This is a genomic window from Hymenobacter norwichensis DSM 15439 (assembly GCF_000420705.1).
Lineage (GTDB): Bacteria > Bacteroidota > Bacteroidia > Cytophagales > Hymenobacteraceae > Hymenobacter > Hymenobacter norwichensis.
The window spans coordinates 79943-101938 of the sequence record NZ_ATVL01000008.1 but is presented as its reverse complement, the minus strand read 5'-3'; the positions used below and the strand labels follow the sequence as shown (position 1 = coordinate 101938).

Genomic DNA, 21996 nt, shown 5'->3' with positions numbered 1-21996 from the left:
CCATTTAGTCGCAGAGTGTTGGCTGGTTGGGGTTGCGGGCAAACTCGAACAGCGTGTAGAGCTGAGACGCCGTATTCCGGTCGACCGACAAAGACAGCCCGGCAATTTGCTCTTCGCTGAACCAACGCGCGCCTGCTGTTTCGGGCGTGTTTTCCAGCAAGCTCCCGCCTTCGATTTCGCAGTGCACAAAGGCCTTGTAAATGTACCAGGGCTGGGGCGGGTGCGGATGCTGCTTTTTGTCGAGGAGAGCCAGCAGGCGCACGGCGCGCACCACTAGGCCGGTTTCTTCGTGCGCCTCCTTCACGGCCACCTCAAACGGGGTGTAGCCCACGTCGGCCCAGCCACCGGGCAGTGCCCACCGGTTACCATCGATTTTCTCCTGTACCAGCAGAATTTCTTTCTGGCCCCGAAACAGCACGGCCCGCACATCTACCTTAGGGGTTTGGTAGCCGGTTTCAGAGGCAAATAGCTGAGTTAGTTTCTCTAGTGGTTCATCGGGTGCTAACTGCTGGAGCAGTTGTACGCTGATGGCCCGGATTTCTTCGTACCGCTCCACGTCGTAGGCAGTGGAAGGGTAGGCGAGGCCGGCTTGGGCCAAGGCTTGCAGGCGCTGGGCGTGCAGCAGCAGGGTAGAGGCAGTCATAAGGCAGCGTTAGCAGGAGTTGGGTGCAAGATAACGCGCGGATAGCGGCCCGCCGCCCTAGCAAGGTAGCGGGCCAGGAAACAAAAAGAAAAATTTCCGCGTTAGATAGAAAAATTTCTGTAGCTTCAACTCTGCAACCTACCGTACTGCCATGAGCACCATAGCCGCCCCCAAAGTGAAAGTAACCACCACGCTACCCGCACCGCTGCGCAAGAAGTGGGCCGCTTGGAGCCGGACGGGGCAGGATTCGTTTGCTTTGGTAATGGCCGCCCGCAAAGGACTGCCGGCCGCTACGGCCTTCGAGGTGGCCGATGCGTTTCAGTTGCAGGCCAGCCAGCTAGAGGCCATCTACGAGCTATCCACCAAAACGCTCCGCAGCTACACTCAGGAAAACCGCAACTTGAGCGCCTCTAGTAGCGAAAAGACATTCAAGATTATTGCGCTCTACGAAGCCGGGGTAGAAGTATTTGGTGATGCCGCCGCCTTTCTGCGTTGGCTCAGCAAACCCGCCCACGGCCTCGACGGCGAGTTGCCGCTGCGCCTGCTCGAAACCAGTGGCGGTATTGACCTAGTAGAAGAAGAGTTAACCCGCATTGCCTACGGCGACCTATCGTAACCGATGCAGGTATACCGCATCTGCCTGGCCAAGTACGCCGACGACCTGTTTGCCTCCGGCCGCCGGGCCCGCTGGAACACCCAAGATAAGTTTGTGATTTACACCGCCGCTTCCCGCGCCCTAGCCTGCCTCGAAAACGTGGTGCACCGCAGCGGCGAAGGCCTCAACGACCAGTTCCGGGTGCTCGTTATCGACATTCCCGACGATGTAGTGGTGGAAGATATACCAGCAATTCAACTGCCTGCTGACTGGGAAAAAGCCAGCCGCTACAGCGTCTGCCAGCCCCTCGGCGACGCGTGGTACGAGCGGCGTAGCGCGGCCGTGCTGCGGGTTCCTTCGTCCATTGTGCCCCAGGAGTTCAATTACATCCTGCACACCCGTCACCCCGATTTCAAGCGCATCAGTATTGTGGCGCGCGAAGAGTTTATGTTTGATGCGCGGATAAAGTCCGCGGATGTAGGATGAGCCTCTAGCCTACGCCATTCTGTACCGCAACCTGTCTCAATCCGTTTTCCTGAATCCAACTTTCCACCTTAATGCAAGTCCTCGACATTATTGCCTTATCCCCGCAAGAGACCTTTATTGTTGGATACCCAGAAGGTCTGGTGAAGGCCGGCACCTGGGAGTTGCGTGTAAACGGCGCAACAGTAGCAACAGTGGAGGTAACCGGCGAGGCAGAGTTGGAGGCTGGCCGCAAAGGCAAACTGACCCCGCCCCGCGCCCTGGTTTGTCGCGGCCCCGTAGACAAGCGTACCATCGACTTCACCCGCGACGAGGTGACACTTGTGCGGCTGGGCTAAGACTAGGCTACCAAACCGTTCCCAGTTCTCACGGTACCAGAAAATACCCCGGCATCTGAGAAAGCCGGGGTATTCTAAGGATGTTGGGTGTGCTGCCTACGTTGAATAGGCAGTTCCTTCACATAAGCCGCACTGACGGCCGTGATTCCGCCCGGTCGTGTACATGGCTGGTTCTAAGGCGAGCCTAGGTGTGGGAGTTATTTCACTACGGTGGCTTCTAGCTCTACGGTTAGACCGGCAAACAGGCCCCGCACTTCCAGTAGCGTAGTAGCTTGTTTGATACCGTGGCCGGCAATCCAGGCTTGATATACGTCGGTGCAGGTTGTGAAAAACTCCGTCACGGAGGTGGTGTATACATTCAGCCGCACAATACCTGAGCACTCGTATCCTGCCTCCCCGATGAGTTGCTCCAGGTTTTGGAAGGTTTGCAGTAGCTGGCTTCTCATGTCGGCGGTGCTGGGTTGGCCGTTGGCGTCGATGGCTACCTGCCCGGAGCAATAGAGGGTACCCGCAACTTGTTTCACTTCTACTGCCTGCACTGAATTGGTGTGTTCTCCCCATTTCCAGGGGTCAACGGTTTGCTTTTCCATCTGTTATTGAAGGTTAAGTCAAGAGGTTGGTTTCTTGACTCTGCAAACTTCGGGGCCGCCTCTGACAGCCTTATGTCAGACCTGCGGCGGGGTGCAAAAAAAATCGTGGGCCTGCCGCGCCAGTTCGCGCAGGTGCTCACGTAGCGCCAGCGGCTCATGCACAATAACGGCCCCCGCGTAGGGCAGCAGCCAGGTGGCCAGGTAAGACAGCGAGCCAATAAACAAAGTCATTTCCAGTTGGCCATCGGGCAAAGGCTGCTCGTGGGCCCAGCCGTACTGGTGCTTGGTATCGTGCAGGTGCTGGGCTAGGGCGGGCAGCAGGGCTGCCATCCGAAGGTGAAGTACCACTTTCTCTTTCTGCCGCCGCTGGGCCTCGGCCGTCCAATAGTCCTGCAAGGTTTCGGGGCGGGGAGTAAAGCCAGCGACGCTGACTTCCAACGCCTGAATCCGGTCGAGCCGAAAGTTGCGGAAAGCCTGCCGCAGCCGACAGTATGCCACTACGTGCCATTGCCGGCTCAGGTAGAGGCCAATAGGCTCCACTTCGCGCGTGGTAACCTCCCCGGTTTCGGCGGCGGCGTAGTACAGCTGCACCACCCGTTGCGTAGCCACGGCCAGTGCCAGCTGCTGGTAGGCACTCGGGCGGGCAGCCTGGGCGGGATGGGGAGGCAGTACCTGAATGTGCGGGGCCAGCGTAGCCAGATGGTCACGGTCGGAGCGCCGGAGGGCGGCTCGCACCTTGTCCATGGCGGCGCCGCTACGCTGTGCGGTAGGAGCGTCGGTGAGTTGGGCGGCCAACTTCTCGGCCGTGAGTAAGGCAAAGGCTTCGTCCCGCGTAAACATGACGGGCGGCAGCCGATAGCCTTCCAGCAGGGTATAGCCTTTTCCTTCCTGCGTAATCACCGGAATACCCGCCTGCTCCAGAGTCCGAATGTCGCGGTACACGGTGCGGGTGCTCACCGAAAAGCGCTGCGCCAGTTCGGTTGCCGTCAGCAGCCGTTTGGTTTGCAGCAGCGTGAGCAGAGCGACGAGCCGGGAAAGACGAGTTACTTCGGAGTCCATTAGTAGGGGCAGTAGATAAGCAAACGGAATACTCAGTATCGTTCCTCATTTCGAACGGAGCTTAAGTTGATAAGATACTCGCAAGCTTTGCGGAAACCATCATTTTCGTTGGGGCTATGCCGAAATACCATATGGTAGCCGCTGGCTTGGTGGGCTTCTAGCAGCCAATTGGACCCATCTAGTAGGCCTGGAACAGGTTTGCAACTAGGTAATTGCCAGAATTGAGCTTTTTGGAGTAACTGCTGAAATTCTTGGTATTGCTCCAAGGTGATAGAAATAGTGGTTTCCTCTCCGAAAACCTGTACGGCTCGGCGCTTACCCTCTGCGACTTCCGCAAGGAAAGCCGGGTCAGCCATTGTTTCTGCATAATACTTTCTTGCGTAAGCCTTTGCTTTAGCTGAACTATTTGCTGGTAAACTGTCTGGGTGTTGAACGCCTAAAATGTAAAACCCAGGAGACTTATCTAAAAGCTGTGTGCGAAGAGACGTGCCTGTAGAATCGTGGCAAAGAGTAAGCAAAACCGGCCGGTGGAAGGAGCGGAGCCAAAGAAAACGGAATATCTCGGCGCCCAAATAATAATTGGATAGTACAGGCGCATCGAAGTACGTAAGAGCGTAAGACGCATGTTCAAGTTCGTATGCGCAATTAGTGTATTGAATATCAAAGATGTTACGAGAGGCGGGCCACTCATTCTTGGGCACATACTTAGCATGTAGTGAATCTGCTGCCGGGAAGTAGAAGGTGGTAGTATCCCGCGGATGGCCCTGAGCGTCGGAAACGGCCGGGTTTTGCGGATAGGGCGAAGTTGACTTTGGCTGCGAACAGGATGCGCTAATAAGTAGGCTGGCAGATAGTAGGAGTAGATTGAAGTGGTGCATAACAACAAAGCGGATATAAAGGAAGGCAAGCTACCAATCCTGTTGGGCTTACACCAAACCGGCTTGTTAGCACGTTACGAAGATTGAAAAGGCCTTTTTGCCGCAACCCAACGGCATTTTTAACTACTTTTGGCTATTCCGGCCTTTCCAGGCCGCTTCCCGTAACGCCGAGCAATGAAGTTTATACCCCGGATTGCGCTGGTCGCCACCCTCAGCGCCACTGCCCCGCTTGCCGCCCACGCCCAGCAAACCCAGGTTTTCGCCTCCGACGAGCGTTCCTTCCAGGAGGGCCTCGAACTATTCGACCACGGCAAGTATGGCGCTGCCCAGCAGGCCTTTCAGCGCTACCTAGAGCTAACCCAGCGCCGTAATGGTGAGCTGGCCCCCGGCCGTACCGTCGATGCCGAGTACTACTACGCCGTGTCGGGCCTGTACCTGTTCCATCCCGACGCCGAGGACCGGATTCTGGCCTTTGCCTCGCAGAACCCGGCCCACCCCAAGGCCGCCGTGGCTTTCTTTGAACTGGGTAAGTTCTATTTCGACAAGAAAGACTACGCCAAGGCCACCGACTACCTGCAACGGGTAGGCGCCGATAATCTGTCGGGCGAGCAGCGGGCCGAGGCGGAGTTCAAGCTGGGCTATAGCTACTTCGCGCAGAAGGAGTTCGACAAGGCCAAGCTGCAATTCGACCGTAACAAACAGGGCCAGCACGAGTACCGCTACGCCAGCTCGTACTATGCCGGCTACCTAGCCTACCGTGCCGGCGACTACGCCGGAGCCCGCAAGGACTTGGCAGTAGCCGAGCAGAACGACGCCTACCGCCCCGTAGTGCCGGCCGTGATGAGCCAGATTTACTACAAGGAAAGCGACTTCGACGGCCTCATCACCTACGGCACCAACGCCCTGGCCCAAACTCCGCCGCCCCAGTCGGCCGACGAAATTCAGTTGCTGGTGGGCGATGCGTATTATCAGAAGCAGGATTTCAAATCGGCGGCTACCTATTTCGATAAGTATGCCGCGGGCCGCAAGAAGATCGAGCCGGCTGTGCAGTACAAAATTGGGTACGCCAATTACAAGCAGGGCGACTTCAAAGGCGCTATCGGCAGCTTCAAGACCGTGGCCATTCGCCGCGACTCGCTGGGGCAGAATGCGGCCTACCACATGGGCCTGAGTTACCTGCAAACCAACCAGAAGCAGCTGGCTTTGAACTCGTTTGATGCCGCCCGCAAGCTGGGCTACGACCGGAATATCAGCGAAAATGCCGCCCTCAAGTATGCGCAAGTGCAGTACGAGCTAGGCAACACGCCCGAGGTAATTGCGGCGCTGAAAGACTTCAACAAGAAGTTTCCGCGCTCCAAGAACCGAGCTACCGCCGACGACATCCTGAGCGAAAGTTTCCTGAATTCGTCGGACTACGTGCAGGCCCTCAACTACCTCGACAACCTCGACGACCGGAGCACCAAGCTCAACGGCACCTACCAGCGCGTGGCCTACTTGCAGGCCGCCACGCTCTACAACAACGCTCGCTATACTGAGGCCCTGCCGCTGCTCGATAAAAGTCTGAAATACCCGCAGGACGACGCCCTCCGCGCCGCCGCGCAGGTGCTGAAAGGCGAAATCTACAGCGTCGGTCAGAAGTACCCCGATGCCATTACGGCCTACACCGCCGCCGCCCGCACCGCCCGCCAAGGTGGTGTAGATGCCGACGAAAAGGACTTCGAGCAGAAGGCGCGCTACGGCCTCGGCTACGCCTACTATAACACCCAGCAGTATGAGCGGGCCCGGCCCCAGTTCCAGGCCTGGCTGCAAGACCCGGTAGCCAAGCCCGCCGACCCCAACTACTACGACGTGACCCTGCGCCTGGCCGATACCTACTACGTAGCCAAAAACTACCAGCAGGCCCTCGACCTCTACAACAAGGTAATTACGGCCAACGCTGCCGACAAGGACTACGCCTACTACCAGAAGAGCGTAGTGCTGGGCTTGCTGGGCCGCCGCGATGAAGCCAACAGCACCCTGAGCACGTTGCTCAAAACGTCGCCCACCTCGCGCTATGCCGATGATGCCGTGTACCAGCAGGCGCAGCTGGATTTCGAGGCGGGTAGCTTCCAGCCGGCCATTGATGGATTCAGCAAGTTGATTACCAACCGGCCTAATTCGGCGCTGCTGCCGCAGGCGTTGCAGAAGCGCGGGGTAGCCTACGCCAACCTGGAACAGTATGAAAAAGCCGTGGCCGATTTCAAGCAGGTGCTGAGTGCTTATCCCCGCACCAAGGCCGCCAGCAGCGCCATTTATAGCTTACAGGAAAGCCTGTCGGAGTTGGGGCGCACCGAGGAATTCGACCAGTACCTGGCGCAGTTCAAGCAGCAAAACCCCGATAATAAGGCCACTGAAAGCGTAGAATTCGAGGCGGCTAAATCGTTGTATCTCGCTGAGAAATACGCCCAAGCCATCCCACGGTTGGAGTCTTACTTGAAGCAGTATCCTGATAATTCACTGGCGGCCGATGGCCGGTATTTCCTGGCGGATGCGTTGCTGAAAACCGGTAAGAAAACCGAGGCGCTGCCCAAGCTCAAAGCCGTGGCGCAAGAAGGCAAATCGGAGTTTGTGAACCGGGCCGTGGGCCGGGTGGCGGAGTTGGAGTTTGAAAACAAGAACTACCCCGAGGCCATCAAATACTACACCCGTCTGCGCGAGGTGTCGCAGAACAAGCGCGAGGTAGCCAACGCCGGCCTCGGCCTGATGAAGAGCTACTACGAAAGCGCCGACTACGAAGGCACCCGCCGGGTAGCCGCCGAGTTGCAAACCCAGGCCGCTTCGCCCGCCGCTACTAACGCCGCACTGCTCTACCTAGGCAAAGCCAGCCTTAAAACTGGCAACCTCGACCAAGCCATTACCGAACTCAACACCGCCGCCACTACTGCCGCGGCCGATGAGAACGGGGCCGAAGCGCTGTACCTAGTAGCCGATGCGCTGTTCCAGCAGAAGAAGTACCCTGAAGCGCTGGATGCGGCCTACAAAACCAACGCCTCCAACTACGAGCTGTGGCAGGGCCGCGGCTTCCTGCTGATTGCCGACATCTACGCCGCGCAGGGCGAAACCTTCCAGGCCCGCGCTACGCTCAACTCCATCATCGACAACAAATTCCCAGTAGCAGAAATCATTGAGGGAGCCAAGCAACGGCTAGCGGCTCTGCCTGTTGAAGCCCCCGCCGGTGGCACTAAATCGACCACGCCGAAGCCTACTACCACCAAGCCCGGTAGCACTAAAACCACACCGACTACCAAAGGCAAAACTGCCGGCCGTAGTGGGTTGGTGCCATCTACCGAGCAGCCTTCTGATACCGTCACCAACCGCACCGATGGCCCGATTGGCAAGGAAGAGTAGGTAGGGGCTTGGTTGCTCCATTGAAAATAAGAAGCTGAATCACAAGAAATTGTCAAGGGTTGTTTAAACAACAGCCTGCATAGCATTCAAATCCCGAACTATGACGCTTCACCCGTCGAAATTGCTGGCGCTGGCTGGCCTGCTGGCCGCCGTGCCGGCAGCCGCTCAGGCGCAGCCCACCCGCCCAGGTACCCGTGGCAAGATTGAAGAGGCCGAAATTGAGATTGTAAAAGAGCGGGTCAACCAGCTACCGGAAGCGGCCCGCAACTTCGAGAAAATCAAGATCAGCCCGCCGGCCAAAACTGCCGGCAACGTCAACTACACCTACCCGGACTTCCGGCTGCCTGCCGATCTGCTTAACCCCTCGGTGCGGGTCCTCACCATTCGGCAGGAAGAGTTGGCGCCGCAGACGGGCAACTACCTGAAGGCGGGCGTCGGCAACTACGGCACGTTTCTGGGGCGGGCGCACCTGCACAACACCCGCAGCACTACGGCTTCGTACGGCATCGACCTGAACCATCTGTCGTCGGCGCGCGGGCCCATCGACAAACAGAACTCTGGCCAAAGCCGCACTACCCTCGACCTCAACGGCGAAACCTACAGCGGCACTACGGCGCTGGGCGCGAAGGTGGAGCTGGGCCGGGAGCGGTACAACTTCTACGGCTACAACCGCGACGTAGCACGCCTGCCCATTGCCGACACGCTCAAGCAAACCTTCAGCCGCGCCGGCATCAAGGTGTACGCCCGCAACCGCGCCACCGATGCGCAGGTGCAGTACGACGTGAGCCTGGGTTTCCGGCACTGGAACGACAATTTCAACGCCAAGGAAAACAACCTCTACGGCGAGGTGCGCACGGCTTATGTGCTAAGCGAAACCAGCAAAGTGAGCGTCAACGGTGACTTCTCGTTTATTTCCTTCGAGGATTCGCTGAAGTACAACCGGCCGTTTTTTCAGGTGACTCCGGCCTATGAGCTTACCCTAAACCGGCTGGCGGTTTCGGTGGGCGCGGCCATCGGCTACACCGGCGACACCATTCGGCAGGCGCCGCAGTTCAAGGTGTATCCGGCGGTGCGCGTGGGCTACACGGTTACGGAAGACAAGTTTGTGGTGTTTGCGGGCTTGGGCGGTGGTATCCAGCGCGTAACCATGTACGACCTAACCACCGAAAATCCGTGGCTGGCTCCCAACCAGCGCGTAGCCGATACCCGCCGCGGCCCAACGCTGTACCTCGGTTTCAATGCTACCCCGGCCCGCAACTTGGAACTCAACGCCCGCGTGACGCTGAGCAACGACCGGAATCTGTACTTCTACAACAACTCCCGGCGCGACTCCACTAAGTTTGACTTGGTGTACGATAAGAAGTCAACGCAGCTGTTTAACGCCCACGGCGAGGTTATCTACAACGCCGCAGAGAAAACCCGCATTGGCGTTAAGCTCGACTACAACGGCTATAATGTGAAGACCTTAAACGAGGCCTTCCACCGGCCCGCTTTCCAGTCGGTGCTCTTCGCTACGCACAACGTGTACGACAAGCTACTGCTCGGTGCTGAACTCTACACCTACAGCTCCAGCTACGGCTCGTCGTACCGCCGGGCAGCAGGCAGCACCTTGCTGACGAAGCGCGAATACGTGCGCCCCACCGACTCGGTAATCGACCTCAACCTGCGTGCCGATTACCGGATTATGGAAAAACTATCCATCTTTGCTATGGGTAATAACCTAATTGGTGGCCAGTACGAGCGGTTCCTGAACTATCCGGTGAAGGGAGCCAACGTGCTATTGGGCGCCACATACGACTTCTGATTTAGAGTGCTTAGTTGTTGATGCTTAGTGCTTAGTCCGTTCAGATGCCAACTGAAAGAACGGCCTTAGTACCAAACACCAAGTACGAAGCACTACGCACCAAGCACTACAAAATGCCGCTATCCGCTCATATCCGCACCCTGCTTCGGGACCACGACTGCGTAATTATTCCTGATTTTGGGGGGCTGATTGCCGATTACGCGCCGGCCCGGATTCATCCGGTGCGTCACACGCTGGCCCCGCCCTCAAAGCGAGTGGCCTTCAACCAGTCGTTGACCCGCAATGATGGGCTGCTGGTAGATGCGCTGTGCGTGCAATTGAACCTGAGTCCGGCACAGGCCCGGCAGATGATTCGGGAAGCCGTAACGCGGATGCAGCAGGAACTGGAGGCCAGCCAGCGCACCGAGCTAACGGGCGTAGGCATCTTCCGCCGGTCAGCCGGTCGGGGCTTGGAGTTTGAATACACCGGCACCGACAATTTGCTTACCACCAGCTTTGGGCTGCCCGAACTGGTAGCGCGCCCCGTGCGCGCCACTGATGCCCTACTTTCGCGCGAGCGGCAGCCGGCTGCGCCGCAACTGGCCGCTGGCCGTGTTACTCGTGCCGGGCGGGTGCTCCGCGGGGCCGTAACGGCCGTATTGGTGGGGCTGGTGTTTTCGGCCAACTACATGTTTGCCGACCAGCAGGGCTATCTGCCCGAAGCGCTACGCTTGCCTAGCTCCGAGCCAACACAACACGCCAGCCAGCCGGAACCAAACGCGCCGCGCATCAGCCGGCAGCAGGCGGCCCTGGCTACCACCGATAATTTCGAAACGGCGCGCCCCGAGCCTAAACTAATAGCTGCGGCTCCAGCGGTGGCAGTAGCCACGCCCGCTCCGGTAGCGAAGGCCGCTGCATCCGCGAAAACTGTACTGGATGGGCAGGGCAAGAAAGGAGTGGTTGCGAAACCAGCCGCCAAACCCGCTACGAAAGCGCCGGGCTGGGAAAAAGCCGCCGCCGGCAATGCAACCCCCGCCACCGCCGCCACGACAATTAAAAGCCGGACCGGCCGTTACTACGTCATTGCGGGCTCTTACACCACGATGGTAAATGCCGAGAAAGGCCGGCAGGCGTTGGTACGGCTCGGGCATCCAGCGCGCATTATCACGCCGCCTGCGGGTAGCCGTCAGTACAAACTGTCCGTGGCTGACTTCACCGACCGGACTTCGGCCGACCGGCAGGCTACTATTCTGCGCAAGCGGATGGGCAACACTCTTTGGGTTCTCAATTATTAAGTTGTTCGATTGTGGTTGTTAGTTGTCAGGCGTCTGCTTTGCATCTGGCTAACAACTAACAACGGACAACTAACAACTACCTGCACACCTAAGCATGACGTTTTTGTTTTCCCTGCTGCTTCAGATGCAAGTCGGCAGTGCCCCCGCCGCTGGTGCGGCTGCCGCTGATTCTACCGCCCAGGCTGCCGATGCTGCCGCCAACGCCGTAGCCGGCGACCTGTCCCTGATTGACTTGATTGTGAAAGGCGGCTGGATCATGGTTCCGCTGTTTTTGCTGTCGTTTGTGTCGCTATACATCATCATTGAGCGCTATATCACTATCCGCAAGGCGGCGGCCGTGCCAGAGTCGTTTATGCCTGGCATTCGCAACCTGATGGTGAAAGGAGACCTGCAAGGTGCTAAAATGTTGTGTGCTCAAACTGCCACGCCGTTGGCTCGCATGATTGAGAAAGGTATCCGCCGCATTGGGTTGCCGCTCAAAGACATTGAGGCCAGCGTGGAAAACGTAGGAAAAGTGGAAATTGCCCGCCTCGAAAAGAACATCAGCATATTGGGCATCATTGCTGGTATTGCGCCCATGTTGGGTTTCGTGGGTACCATTATCGGGGTAATTAAGATTTTCTATGCCATTTCCGCCACCGGCGACTTTGGTATTGCCCAGATTTCGGGTGGTTTGTACACCAAGATGGTAACGTCGGCTACTGGCCTCATTGTGGGTATCATTGCCCACATCGGCTACCACTGGCTCAGCATCATGGTAGAACGCCTCGTATTCCGGATGGAAAATTCGGCCATCGAGTTCATGGACATCTTGCAGGATAACTAATCTTGGCTGTTAGCTGCTGGCTAGTAGCTGTTAGCTTTTCGGTACAACAGTGCCGGTGGGCAAACAGAAAGCCAACAGTCAGCAGCTAACAGCCAACAGCCAAAAAATGAATCTAAGCCGTCGCCGTAAGCTTTCCTCGCACGTTGAGACCAGCTCGATGAACGACATCATGTTCTTCTTGATGCTGTTCTTCCTGATTGTGTCGACGATGGTGAACCCCAACATCATCAAGCTGATGCTGCCTAGTGCCAAAAGCAGCAAGCAGATGATGAAGCAGCCCATTACCATATCAGTGGACGGAGCCGGGCAGTATTTCATCGACCGGCAGCCTACCACGGCCCAGCAGTTGGAAAGTGAGCTACAGCGCCGTGTACAAGGGGCTGAAAGCCCTACGGCCGTGTTGCGGGTAGATGCCTCCCTGAACGTGCAAAAGCTGGTAGATATTCTGGAAATTGGCAACCGCCTCAAGATCAAAATGGTAATGGCCACCCAGGCGCAACAAGCTGCTGGCAAGTAATTTGTTAATTGTTCGATATGCTGATGTGCTGATTGATGTGTAATCCGTAATTACCTCAGCATATCAATTATCATCAAGTAGCAATTAATAAGTAGCCTATCAACCATGGAATACCGCGAAGAACACCGCAAAGAAGCCATTATCGGAACCGTGGCGTTGCATGGCTTGCTGGCACTGCTGTTCTTCCTGACCGTGTTTAAAGGCCCTGATCCGCCGCTTGATGCTATGGGCGGCGACGGGGTAGAGCTGAACTACGGCGTGGACGAAGCCGGCTCGGGCGACATTCAAAGCTTAGCTACAGCCAACGCCTCCCAAAACCGGGAAGACAGCCGCCCACCCGCCTCGAACCCTAATCCGCAGCCTACGCCGCCACAGCCCACGGCTCCCGCTTCACCACCCGCGCCGCAACAGGCCGCCCAGGAGCGTGTCATTACCAGCGAAGCCGAGGAAAGCCCCGTTACGGCCCCGCTCGTAACCAAGCCAGCGCCGGTAAGAGTGGAAAGAACCGAGCCTACTCCGGCCAAAGAGGAAGTTCGGGAGGCACCCAAGCCAGTGGAGCGCCCCCGCACCTTGTACACGCCTAAAGGCAGTGCCAATGGTGGCGGCAACGGCGTGAACGGGACCAGCAACGCTGCCACCGGCAACAACAATGGCGACCGGCCCGGCTCAGTAGGTGACCAAGGCGACCCGAATGGTTCTTTGGATGCCAAAGCGCTGTACGGCCAACCCGGTAGCGGCGGCAGTGGCAGCAGCCCTGGCTCGGGTGGTTTGGAAGGCATGAGCGGCTGGGCTTTCGTGAACCGTCCTAGCGCTCCGGCCATTGATAATACCTCGGGTTTCGTGCGTTTCCGTATCAAGGTGAGTGCCGATGGCGAGGTGGAAGCTGTGACTAAGGTATCCGGTAACGTATCGGCGGCGCAGGAAAAGGTCTGCCGAGACGCTCTGCAAAACGCCGAGTTCCGCCGTACCAACTCGGCTAACGGGGGTGCTTCGGGGTTCTACACGTTCCGCTTTACTGTTCGCTAGATTTCGCTATTTCAGGCCGCCGGTCGGATTTCTCCGGCCGGCGGCTTTCTTTTGCGCATGAATTACCAGGAAACGCTCGACTTTCTTTACAACCAGCTGCCCATGTTTCAGCGGGTGGGTGCGGCCGGCTACAAGCCCGGCTTGGGCACCACCGAGAAGCTGGCTGCTGCCATGGGCAACCCCGAGCGGCAGTTACGGTGCGTGCACGTAGCGGGCACCAATGGTAAAGGCAGCAGCTCGAATCTGCTGGCGGCCGTGCTTCAGGCCGCGGGCTACAAAGTAGGGCTGTACACCTCGCCGCACCTGCGCGAGTTTACGGAGCGCATCAAGGTGAACGGGCAGGACCTGGCGCCCGCCTATCTGGTGGAATGGGTGGCGCGTTGGCAGCCGTTGTTTGCTGAGGTGCAGCCGTCGTTTTTCGAGATGTGCGTGGCGCTGGCATTTTCCTACTTCGCCGAGGAGCAAGTAGACGTGGCCATTGTGGAAGTGGGCCTGGGCGGGCGGCTGGATTCCACCAACATCATCACGCCGCTGGTTTCTCTGATTACCAACATCAGCTTTGACCACCAAAACCTGCTGGGCGATACGCTGCCGCTGATAGCGACCGAAAAAGCTGGTATCATCAAGCCCGGTGTGCCCGCCATCATCAGCCAGACCCAGCCGGAAGTGGCAGCCGTATTTCAGCAAAAAGCCGCCGCCGAACAAGCCCCGTTGCTGTTCGCCGACCAACACTACCGCGCCGTGCAGGAAACCTCGCCGGCCCCCGATCAGGACACGCAGGTGCTCACAGTCCTGCGTGACGAGCAACAATTGCTCGAACAACTGGAGCTGGGTTTGGTAGGCGACTATCAGCAGCTGAATTTGCCGGGCGTGTTGGCCGTACTGGACGAACTGCGGCAACAAGGTTTTGTGGTGCCGGAGGCAGCCGTGCGGGAGGGGCTACGCAACGTGCGGCAGCTTACCGGCTTTCGGGGGCGCTGGACCATCCTAGGGCGTCGTCCGTTGGTAGTATGCGACACGGGGCATAACGAGGCCGGGTTGCGCTTTATAACCGCTCAGCTGGTCCGGCTACCGCGGCGGCGGCTGCACTTCGTGTTGGGTGTCGTCAATGACAAGGACGTGTCGAAAATGCTGCTGCTGCTGCCGACGGATGCTACGTACTACTTCTGCCAGGCCTCGATTCCGCGGGCGTTGCCGGCTGCTGAGCTGGCGGCGCAGGCGGCGGCAGTCGGGCTGCGTGGTGAAGCGTACGGGCCAGTTCCGGCGGCCGTGGCGGCGGCGCGGGCTGCCGCTACGGCCGAGGACGTAGTGTTCATTGGGGGCAGTACCTTTGTGGTTGCGGATCTGGATGAACTGTAAACCGACGGCTGTTTCTAGGCCATTGGCTGTTCAGTTAACTGCCTGACCGCACCAACGAAAATCGACAACGAAAAACGTACCCCTTGAGCAGAATCAAGCTAAAGCGTTTCGCGGAAAACGCAGAGCGCCCCGACATTGTAGAGCCCGGCAAATCGACCTACGAGCAACTGGGCGGCCACTGGCGGCCCGACTTCTTTGCCAACGACCACAGCATAACCTTGGAAGTGGGCTGCGGTAAAGGGGAGTACACGGTAGGGCTGGCGGCCCGCTACCCGGAGCGTAACTTTCTGGGGCTCGACATCAAAGGGGACCGAATTTGGCGGGGGAGTACCCGCGCCGAGGCATTGGGCTTGCGCAACGTGGGCTTTATCCGGATGCGGGCCTTAGATTTACTGAAGCAGTTTGCGCCCGGCGAGTTGAGCGAAATCTGGATAACGTTTCCCGACCCCCGGCCCCGCGACCGGGACATCAAGCGCCGCCTCACTGCTCCACGGTACCTCGATTTGTACCAGCAGCTTTTGCAGCCCGGCGGGCTGGTGCACCTGAAAACTGACAACGAGAGCCTGTTCGACTATACCCTGGAAACCCTGCAACAGCGCCCCGGCGTCACGATTCTGGCCTTCACCAAGGACCTGTATGCCACCCCCGAGTTGCTGCCCCACGCCGAGGACATCGAAACCAACTTCGAAAGCAAATACCGCGCGCTGGGCGTCCCCATCAAGTACGTGCAGTTCCAGCTAGGGTAATATAGGCTGTAGAGAAGCTTCCCATATCGTAGAACTGCTGGCGTATAACGCGGAACTCAGCAACGATACGCGAAGCACAGCTTCGCGCTACAGCCGCTGGAATGGCCGGATAAAAACAACGCCTCCTGCAGTTTGCAGGAGGCGTTGTTTGTTTATAACCAAGCTAGTGGCAGAAGCTACACCAGCTTATCGGGGGTGATGGGCAACTCGCGCACCCGTTTGCCGGTAGCGTTGAAAACGGCGTTGGCAATGGCTGGGGCTACGCCGATGGTGGCAATTTCGCCGATGCCTTTGGTGCCCAGCTGGTTGACGTAAGGGTCGGGCTGGTTGACGAAAAACACCTCTATGGCGGGAGAATCGGCGTGCACGGGCACGTGGTAGTCGGCCAGGTCTTTGGTGACGTAGCGGCCGAACCGGTCGTCGATGATGGCGTGCTCCATTAGGGCCATGCCGATGCCGCCCACGGCGCCGCCTTTCATTTGGTTGCCGGCGGTTTTCTCGTTGATAATGGTACCAGCATCGGCGCAACTAATCAGCTTGCTTACCCGCACCTCGCCAGTCAGCTCATGCACCCGTACCTCGGCAAAATGCACCGAAAACGAGTACATCGAGAATTTCTGGCCTTCACCGCTGGGCTTGGATTCCACCGTTACCGCCTTGCCACCGGCCTGCCGTACTAGGTCGGCGTAGGTGGCGCGGGCCGTGGAGTTACCGGCTAGGGTGAGGTGGTTGTCGGCAAAGGATACGTCCTCCTTTTTGGCCGTGGCAAAGGCGCCGTTGCTAGTAGCCGCCAGCTCACGCAGCTTGTCTTTCAGAGCCATGCAAACTTCTTGCACTGCTGGCCCCACGGTGTTTACAATGGCTGAACCACCTTGGGTAGGCGCCTGGGCGAAGTCGGAATTACCCCACTCGAAGCGAATTTTCTCGGGAGGTAGGCCCAGGGTGTCGGCGGCAATTTGGGTCATGGCTGTGCCGGTGCCGGGGCCAATGTCCGTCACGGCGCTTTGCAGCAGCACGGTACCGTCGGGTAGGAGCTGGGCGCTGGCTTTGGAGGAGCCCCGGTGCGCTCCGAAAGTGCCCACGCCCATACCGTAACCGATGAACCATTCCCCGTCGCGCAGGGAGCCGGGCTTGAGCTGGCGCTTGTTCCAGCCAACGCGTTGCGCGCCGGCTTGGTAGCACTCTTTCAGAAACTTGCTACTCCAAGGCCGGTTTTTCTCGGGGTCCTGGTCGGTGTAGTTGCGCAAGCGGAACTCCATTGGGTCAATGTTCAGCAGGAAGGCCATTTCATCCATGGCCGATTCCAAGGCAAACGCGCCGGTAGCCTCACCGGGGCCCCGCATCCAGATGGGGGAACCCACATCCAAGGCCGCCAGCCGGTAGCGGGTGGTCAGGTTCGGCGACTGGTACATCATCTTAGTCTGGCCCAGTGTTGCTTCAACGAATTCCTCGTAGGTGGAAGTCTGGCCGATGCTCTCGTGGGTGATGGCCGTGATTTTGCCGTCGGCGGTGGCGCTCATCCCGATTTTCTGCCAGGTGTGGGGTCGGTAGCCTACCATGGTAAACATCTGCTCCCGCGTGAGCATCAACTTGACGGGGCGGTTCACCACCTTGGCGGCGATGATGGCCGCCGACTCGTGGGGCCAGCTATGCAGGGCATTACCAAAGGCGCCGCCTACGTAGGTGGCAATGACTTTTACGTTCTCTTCGGGCAACCCCCACTGCCGGGCAAAGTCGCGGCGGGTGGCCATGGTGCCTTGGGTTTTGTCGTAGAGGGTGAGCCGGTCAGGAGCTTCCCAGTGGGCCGTAATGGCTTGCAGCTCCATGGGGTGGTGCACCTCCGTAGGTATCACATACTCGGCTTCCAGCTTCAAGGCACCGGTTTTGTAGGCGTCCACCTCACCGCGCTGGTAGTCGGCCGCTGGTGACTTCGGGTTTTTCTTGGCCTGCGTGGGCAGGAAAGCGTTGGCTTTGTTGGCTTCCAGGTTGGTTTGGTGCTTTTCCTTGGCGTACTGCGCCCTCACCAGCCGCGCTGCAAAGCGGGCCCGTTCCAGCGTATTGGCTACTACCACGGCAATGGGCTGGTCGTTGAAGCGGATTTTGTCGTCCATGAACACCTGCAAGGCGCTGCCCACCGTTTGCGGCTGCGAGGGGTCTTTGCCCGTTGGCTTGACGCCGGGAGCTTTGGGTGCGTTGAGGTGGGTAATAACCGCCAGCACGCCCGGAGCCCGCTCGGCGTCTTTGGTGTCGATGCTGCTGAGGCGGCCTTTGGTAACGGTACTGCCTACCAGCACGGCATACGCCATATTGGGCAACTCGTACTCGGCCGAGTATTTGGCCGCGCCGGTTACTTTTTGGCGGCCATCCACCCGGTTCATCGGCGCGCCGATTTTCTTTTCTGGTGCGTTCATCGTTGGTCGGGGTTAGGCAGCGGCGGCGGTTTTGAGGGCCTGCACAATGGCATTGGGGCCCAGGCGCAGCTTGTATTCGTTGTACTTAAAGGCCTTGGCACCTTGCATGGCCACGGTAGCTGCTTGCCGGAAGCTTTCTTCGGTGGCAGGCTTGCCTACCAACACTTGCTCGGCGGCCGTGAGGCGCCAGGGCTTGTGCGCCACGCCGCCCATAGCCAGCCGCGCCGCTTTTATGGTTCCGCCGTTGTCGATGTCCAAAGCTGCCGCTACTGAAAGTAAGGCGAAGGCGTAGCTGGCCCGCTCGCGCACTTTCTGGTAGTGCACGTGCTTGGTGAATGGGTTATCGGGCACGTCTACGGCTGTTATCAGCTCGCCGGGCTCTAGGTTGGTGTCCTTTTCGGGCGTGTCGCCGGGCAGGCGGTGGAAGTCGGCGAAGGGGATGCTGCGGTTGCCTTTCGGGCCGCTCACCTGCACCGTGGCATCCAGCGCTACCAAGGCCACGCTCATGTCGGAGGGGTGCACGGCAATGCACTTGTCACTGAAGCCGAAGATGGCGTGCATGCGGTTGACTCCTTCCAGGGCCCCGCAGCCAGTGCCGGGTTGGCGCTTGTTGCAGGGCATGGTCACGTCGTAGAAATAGGCGCAGCGGGTGCGCTGGAGCATGTTGCCGCCTACGGTGGCCATGTTGCGCAACTGGGGCGAGGCGCCGGCGTTGAGAGCCAACGCCAGCAACGGCTGCCGCTCCCGCACTTGCTTGTCGTCGGCCACGGTGGAGTTCAGCGCCAAGGCCCCGATGCGTAGGGCATTGTTTTGACGCTCGATTTTGCGGAAATCCAGGCGGTTGATGTCCACCAGCTTTTGTGGGGTCATCACGCCGCGCTTCATCAAATCCACAAGGTTGGTGCCGCCGGCAATAAAGCGGGCGTTGGCGTCCTTGGCTACCGCATCAATGGCGGCCTGCGGCTTTGTGGGCCGCACGTACTGGAACTGGTTCATACCTTTTGCCCTCCCGATTTTACGTCCTGAATGGCGGCTACAATATTGGAGTAAGCCCCGCATCGGCAGATGTTGCCGCTCATATACTCCCGGATTTCCGTTTCCGAGCCAGCGTGACCTTCGCGCACACAAGCCACGGCCGACATAATCTGGCCGGGAGTGCAATAGCCGCACTGAAAACCGTCGTGCTTTACGAAAGCCTCCTGCATGGGGTGCAGCTTGTCGCCCTCAGCCAGGCCCTCGATGGTGGTGATTTCCTGGCCGTCGTGCATTACCGCGAAGCTCAGGCAGCTATTCACGCGTTGCCCGTCTACGTGCACGGTGCAGGCGCCGCATTGGCCATAGTCGCAGCCTTTTTTGGTGCCGGTGAGGTGCAGGTTTTCGCGCAGTAAGTCCAGCAGGGTGGTGCGGGGCTCTACTTTCAGCTTCAGCTTCTTGCCATTGACTTTCAAGCTCAGCGGAATCTGCTCAATAGCCTCGGCTACCCGCTCGTCTAGTTTGGCTTCGGCGGCCGATACCACTGGGCCGGGCACCAGGGCTAGGGCCGTCAGCAGCGACGACTGCTTTAGAAACGTACGGCGGTTTTCGTTGTGGTTGGCCGGCACGTCCGGCTCGTGGTTCGTGGCCATAGGAGGCAAAAATTAAAGTGATTGTAGAAGTTGAAACAGCTTGTTCGCCACAGACCCTAGCAGGGTAAGTGGGGCACCAGCAGCACTTTCATAGAGTACCCAACACAAGGCGGCCCCAGAGGTTACCGGTAGCTGTTATATTCTTTATCCGTTACGGGATTCAGCCACGTCACGATGCCTTTTTCGGTATTCACGTTGAGGGCAATGTGGGTCATGGCCTGCTTGGGCGAAGCGCCGTGCCAGTGCTTTACGTTGGGCTGGGCCTTCACCACCTCGCCTTTGTGGAGCAAGCGCACCGGCTGGCCTTCCTCCTGATAGTAGCCCAGACCGTCGGTGACCATCAGAATCTGACCGGCGGGATGCGAGTGCCAGTTGGAGCGTGCCCCTGGCTCAAAGGTGACGTTGCTGCTCGCGCAGTTGAACGTAGGCTCGTCTTTCACTAGTGAATAGACATACACGGTGCCCGTAAAATTGGTGGCCGGCGCCCTATTGCCTTTTGGGAAGACGGGACCTTGGGTGCTGGCTGGTTTAACCGCAACCGAGGCGGTAGGAGTGGTTTGAGCATAGCTTGTGAAGCTAATTCCGGCGGCTAGGGTAGCCGCAATAACAAGGATACGGACCATGGTAGGTGATGGAAATGAAGGTGAAAACGCGGTAGAAAAAGGTGTAGCAGAAGCTACAAGTGCTTTACCACCCGGGCCGGCACTCCCGCCACAATACTGTTGGCGGGCACATCTTTGGTGACAACGGCCCCGGCACCCACAATGGCGTTTTCCCCGATAATCACGCCAGGCATCACCGTGGCATTGGCCCCAAGCCAGGCCCCTGCTTTTACAACGATGGGCCGTGAATACGTAGCGCGCCGCTGGCCGGGCTCGGTGGGGTGGTTGGTGGTAATCAGGTTCACCTTGGGCCCTACCAGCACGTTGTCTTCCAGCGTGATGCCGCCCCGGTCCATGAACGTGCAAGCGTGGTTGACAAACACGTTCTTGCCAATGCGGATGTTGTGGCCGAAATCGGTGTAGAAAGGCGGAATCAGGAAAAAGGTGGGGTCCACGGGCTGGTTGATCAACTCACTGAACACGCGGTTCACCTGCTCGTTGTCGTCTACTGGCATGGCATTCAGCTGGGACGTAATACGGATGGCCTTGCGGATGATGGCGTAAATCTGCGGGTACTCCGGGTCGTCGAGAGAAATGACTTCGCCGGCCAGTTCCCGCTCGAAAATGGTTCTGGGTTGAGTTTCCATAGTGTCTGGTAATAAGTGGTTTAGCGTATCAGTACAGCGGCCTTGCTACGCAGTGCAGCCTTCGATGCTAGAAAAACCAAGCCCCACTCTCGGCACGCCGGGGCGCGGGTTGGGAGTGGGGCCGGTAGGCGCTAAGTGGCGCCGGTTATAGCGTGGCAATATCCAGCACGAAGCGGTAGCGCACGTCGCCTTTCAGCATCCGCTCGTAGGCTGCATTGATGTCCTTGAAGTCGATTAGCTCGATGTCGGATACGATGTTGTGCTCGGCGCAGAAATCGAGCATTTCCTGGGTTTCGGCAATGCCACCGATGCTGGAACCCACCACGCTCTTGCGGCCAATGATCAGGGCGAAAGCGGCCAGGTCGAGCGGCTTGGGTGGCGCCCCCACGATGATGTGCGTGCCATTGGTTTTCAGCAACGACAGGTACAGCCCCAGGTCGTGCTGAGCCGAAACGGTGTCGAGGATGAAGTCGAAGGAGCCTTTCACAGCTTCCACCTGCGCTTCATCCTTGGTTATTACGAAATGATGGGCGCCGAGGGCTTTGGCGGCTTCGGCCTTGTCGGGGGAGGTGCTGAGCACGGTTACTTCGGCCCCAAACGCCACGCCCCATTTCACGGCCATGTGGCCCAGGCCACCCAAGCCCAATACCGCCAGCTTATGGCCTTTGCCCACTTTCCAGTAGCGCAGCGGCGAGTACGTGGTAATGCCGGCGCAGAGCAGCGGCGCCACCGCCGCCAAATCCAGCTTCTCCGACACGTGCAGCACAAACTCTTCGCGCACCACAATGGTGTTGGAGTAGCCGCCGTAGGTGGGCACGCCGCTGCGGTCGAGGTTGTTGTAGGTCTGGGTGTTGCCTTCCAGGCAGTACTGCTCTAGGTCGTCCTGGCAGTTGGCGCACACCTGGCACGAGTCCACGAGGCAGCCCACCCCGGCCAAGTCGCCGGTCTTGAACTTCTTTATATGGTCGCCGACCTTGGTGATGCGGCCCACTATTTCGTGGCCGGGCACCATGGGGAAGAGGCCGGGAAACCAGTCGTTCTTGATTTGGTGGTAATCGGAGTGGCAAACGCCGCAGTAGGCAATTTCAATTTGCACGTCGTGCGGGCCCACTTCCCGGCGCTCGAACTCCCAGGGGGCGAGGTCGGCGGTGGGGCTTTGAGCGGCGTAGGATTTAGCTGGAATCAT

The 21996-nt window shown here is 58.7% G+C and carries 21 protein-coding genes; 11 read left to right on the top strand and 10 right to left on the bottom strand.

From position 1 onward, the window contains the following. Positions 1-4: 4 nt before the first annotated feature. On the bottom strand, positions 5-643 hold the full coding sequence (locus G536_RS0111470) for an NUDIX hydrolase (protein WP_022823739.1): 639 nt from the start codon (positions 641-643) through the stop codon (positions 5-7). Between the two features lie 151 nt (positions 644-794). Between G536_RS0111470 and parS the strand changes: the two genes are divergently transcribed. From parS to G536_RS0111455, 3 genes are all read left to right on the top strand, one after another. Continuing rightward, complete coding sequence (gene parS, locus G536_RS0111465; RefSeq protein WP_022823738.1) at positions 795-1259, top strand: type II RES/Xre toxin-antitoxin system antitoxin; 465 nt, start codon at positions 795-797, stop codon at positions 1257-1259. Positions 1260-1262: 3 nt separating this feature from the next. Continuing rightward, a complete protein-coding gene (locus G536_RS0111460) occupies positions 1263-1724 on the top strand; it encodes an RES family NAD+ phosphorylase (RefSeq protein ID WP_022823737.1) in 462 nt (153 codons plus the stop codon). Between the two features lie 71 nt (positions 1725-1795). Beyond that, the gene (locus tag G536_RS0111455) at positions 1796-2059 is read left to right on the top strand and encodes a hypothetical protein (RefSeq protein ID WP_022823736.1); all 264 of its coding nucleotides are present in this window, start codon (positions 1796-1798) and stop codon (positions 2057-2059) included. A 197-nt stretch (positions 2060-2256) separates the two neighbouring features. Here the strand turns inward: G536_RS0111455 and G536_RS0111450 are convergent, their stop codons facing one another. The 3 genes from G536_RS0111450 to G536_RS27510 all read right to left on the bottom strand — a co-directional run bounded on the left by G536_RS0111450 (position 2257) and on the right by G536_RS27510 (position 4586). Then, a complete protein-coding gene (locus G536_RS0111450; RefSeq protein ID WP_022823735.1) occupies positions 2257-2649 on the bottom strand; it encodes a RidA family protein in 393 nt (130 codons plus the stop codon). Positions 2650-2724: 75 nt separating this feature from the next. Continuing rightward, a complete protein-coding gene (locus tag G536_RS27515; RefSeq protein WP_022823734.1) occupies positions 2725-3708 on the bottom strand; it encodes a helix-turn-helix transcriptional regulator in 984 nt (327 codons plus the stop codon). Between the two features lie 32 nt (positions 3709-3740). Beyond that, complete coding sequence (locus G536_RS27510; RefSeq protein ID WP_033370096.1) at positions 3741-4586, bottom strand: hypothetical protein; 846 nt, start codon at positions 4584-4586, stop codon at positions 3741-3743. 174 nt (positions 4587-4760) lie between these two features. On the opposite strand from G536_RS27510, the gene G536_RS27505 reads away from it, so the two are divergent. The 8 genes from G536_RS27505 to trmB all read left to right on the top strand — a co-directional run bounded on the left by G536_RS27505 (position 4761) and on the right by trmB (position 15525). Beyond that, complete coding sequence (locus G536_RS27505) at positions 4761-7973, top strand: tetratricopeptide repeat protein (RefSeq protein ID WP_022823732.1); 3213 nt, start codon at positions 4761-4763, stop codon at positions 7971-7973. A 100-nt stretch (positions 7974-8073) separates the two neighbouring features. Beyond that, entirely contained in the window at positions 8074-9777 is a 1704-nt protein-coding gene (locus G536_RS0111425; protein WP_022823731.1) for a hypothetical protein, read from the top strand. A gap of 44 nt (positions 9778-9821) precedes the next feature. After that, positions 9822-11051, top strand: a complete 1230-nt coding sequence (locus G536_RS0111420) for an HU domain-containing protein (protein WP_022823730.1) — start codon at positions 9822-9824, stop codon at positions 11049-11051. 94 nt (positions 11052-11145) lie between these two features. Next, positions 11146-11877 carry a MotA/TolQ/ExbB proton channel family protein gene (locus tag G536_RS0111415; RefSeq protein WP_022823729.1) on the top strand — a complete coding sequence of 244 codons (732 nt, stop codon included), beginning with the start codon at positions 11146-11148 and terminating at the stop codon, positions 11875-11877. A 106-nt stretch (positions 11878-11983) separates the two neighbouring features. Next, complete coding sequence (locus G536_RS0111410) at positions 11984-12394, top strand: ExbD/TolR family protein (protein ID WP_026880077.1); 411 nt, start codon at positions 11984-11986, stop codon at positions 12392-12394. A 105-nt stretch (positions 12395-12499) separates the two neighbouring features. Continuing rightward, entirely contained in the window at positions 12500-13420 is a 921-nt protein-coding gene (locus G536_RS0111405; protein WP_022823727.1) for a hypothetical protein, read from the top strand. Positions 13421-13477: 57 nt separating this feature from the next. Further along, positions 13478-14779, top strand: a complete 1302-nt coding sequence (locus G536_RS0111400; protein ID WP_022823726.1) for a bifunctional folylpolyglutamate synthase/dihydrofolate synthase — start codon at positions 13478-13480, stop codon at positions 14777-14779. 83 nt (positions 14780-14862) lie between these two features. Further along, entirely contained in the window at positions 14863-15525 is a 663-nt protein-coding gene (trmB, locus tag G536_RS0111395; RefSeq protein WP_022823725.1) for a tRNA (guanosine(46)-N7)-methyltransferase TrmB, read from the top strand. A gap of 176 nt (positions 15526-15701) precedes the next feature. Here the strand turns inward: trmB and G536_RS0111390 are convergent, their stop codons facing one another. The 6 genes from G536_RS0111390 to G536_RS0111365 all read right to left on the bottom strand — a co-directional run bounded on the left by G536_RS0111390 (position 15702) and on the right by G536_RS0111365 (position 21996). Then, on the bottom strand, positions 15702-17936 hold the full coding sequence (locus G536_RS0111390) for a xanthine dehydrogenase family protein molybdopterin-binding subunit (protein WP_022823724.1): 2235 nt from the start codon (positions 17934-17936) through the stop codon (positions 15702-15704). A 12-nt stretch (positions 17937-17948) separates the two neighbouring features. Then, positions 17949-18932, bottom strand: a complete 984-nt coding sequence (locus tag G536_RS0111385) for an FAD binding domain-containing protein (protein ID WP_022823723.1) — start codon at positions 18930-18932, stop codon at positions 17949-17951. Next, positions 18929-19561 (bottom strand): 2Fe-2S iron-sulfur cluster-binding protein, encoded by a 633-nt coding sequence (locus G536_RS0111380; protein ID WP_022823722.1) that lies wholly within the window; start codon positions 19559-19561, stop codon positions 18929-18931. The genes G536_RS0111385 and G536_RS0111380 overlap by 4 nt, the downstream gene beginning before the upstream one ends. Before the next feature lie 122 nt (positions 19562-19683). After that, positions 19684-20184 (bottom strand): (R)-mandelonitrile lyase, encoded by a 501-nt coding sequence (locus G536_RS0111375; protein ID WP_022823721.1) that lies wholly within the window; start codon positions 20182-20184, stop codon positions 19684-19686. Positions 20185-20237: 53 nt separating this feature from the next. Continuing rightward, on the bottom strand, positions 20238-20810 hold the full coding sequence (locus G536_RS0111370) for a sugar O-acetyltransferase (RefSeq protein ID WP_022823720.1): 573 nt from the start codon (positions 20808-20810) through the stop codon (positions 20238-20240). Positions 20811-20955: 145 nt separating this feature from the next. Further along, complete coding sequence (locus G536_RS0111365; RefSeq protein WP_022823719.1) at positions 20956-21996, bottom strand: NAD(P)-dependent alcohol dehydrogenase; 1041 nt, start codon at positions 21994-21996, stop codon at positions 20956-20958.

Bases quoted from the DNA above. Each gene is read 5' to 3' on its own strand.
- G536_RS27505 (WP_022823732.1), top strand. From the start codon at position 4,761: ATGAAGTTTATACCCCGGATTGCGCTGGTCGCCACCCTCAGCGCCACT.
- G536_RS27515 (WP_022823734.1), bottom strand. From the start codon at position 3,708: ATGGACTCCGAAGTAACTCGTCTTTCCCGGCTCGTCGCTCTGCTCACG.
- G536_RS0111400 (WP_022823726.1), top strand. From the start codon at position 13,478: ATGAATTACCAGGAAACGCTCGACTTTCTTTACAACCAGCTGCCCATG.
- G536_RS0111365 (WP_022823719.1), bottom strand. From the start codon at position 21,996: ATGATTCCAGCTAAATCCTACGCCGCTCAAAGCCCCACCGCCGACCTC.
- G536_RS0111385 (WP_022823723.1), bottom strand. From the start codon at position 18,932: ATGAACCAGTTCCAGTACGTGCGGCCCACAAAGCCGCAGGCCGCCATT.
- G536_RS0111470 (WP_022823739.1), bottom strand. From the start codon at position 643: ATGACTGCCTCTACCCTGCTGCTGCACGCCCAGCGCCTGCAAGCCTTG.
- G536_RS0111415 (WP_022823729.1), top strand. From the start codon at position 11,146: ATGACGTTTTTGTTTTCCCTGCTGCTTCAGATGCAAGTCGGCAGTGCC.
- parS (WP_022823738.1), top strand. From the start codon at position 795: ATGAGCACCATAGCCGCCCCCAAAGTGAAAGTAACCACCACGCTACCC.
- G536_RS0111370 (WP_022823720.1), bottom strand. From the start codon at position 20,810: ATGGAAACTCAACCCAGAACCATTTTCGAGCGGGAACTGGCCGGCGAA.
- G536_RS0111380 (WP_022823722.1), bottom strand. From the start codon at position 19,561: ATGGCCACGAACCACGAGCCGGACGTGCCGGCCAACCACAACGAAAAC.
- G536_RS27510 (WP_033370096.1), bottom strand. From the start codon at position 4,586: ATGCACCACTTCAATCTACTCCTACTATCTGCCAGCCTACTTATTAGC.
- G536_RS0111390 (WP_022823724.1), bottom strand. From the start codon at position 17,936: ATGAACGCACCAGAAAAGAAAATCGGCGCGCCGATGAACCGGGTGGAT.
- G536_RS0111410 (WP_026880077.1), top strand. From the start codon at position 11,984: ATGAATCTAAGCCGTCGCCGTAAGCTTTCCTCGCACGTTGAGACCAGC.
- G536_RS0111450 (WP_022823735.1), bottom strand. From the start codon at position 2,649: ATGGAAAAGCAAACCGTTGACCCCTGGAAATGGGGAGAACACACCAAT.
- G536_RS0111405 (WP_022823727.1), top strand. From the start codon at position 12,500: ATGGAATACCGCGAAGAACACCGCAAAGAAGCCATTATCGGAACCGTG.
- G536_RS0111455 (WP_022823736.1), top strand. From the start codon at position 1,796: ATGCAAGTCCTCGACATTATTGCCTTATCCCCGCAAGAGACCTTTATT.
- G536_RS0111425 (WP_022823731.1), top strand. From the start codon at position 8,074: ATGACGCTTCACCCGTCGAAATTGCTGGCGCTGGCTGGCCTGCTGGCC.
- G536_RS0111420 (WP_022823730.1), top strand. From the start codon at position 9,822: ATGCCAACTGAAAGAACGGCCTTAGTACCAAACACCAAGTACGAAGCA.
- G536_RS0111375 (WP_022823721.1), bottom strand. From the start codon at position 20,184: ATGGTCCGTATCCTTGTTATTGCGGCTACCCTAGCCGCCGGAATTAGC.
- G536_RS0111460 (WP_022823737.1), top strand. From the start codon at position 1,263: ATGCAGGTATACCGCATCTGCCTGGCCAAGTACGCCGACGACCTGTTT.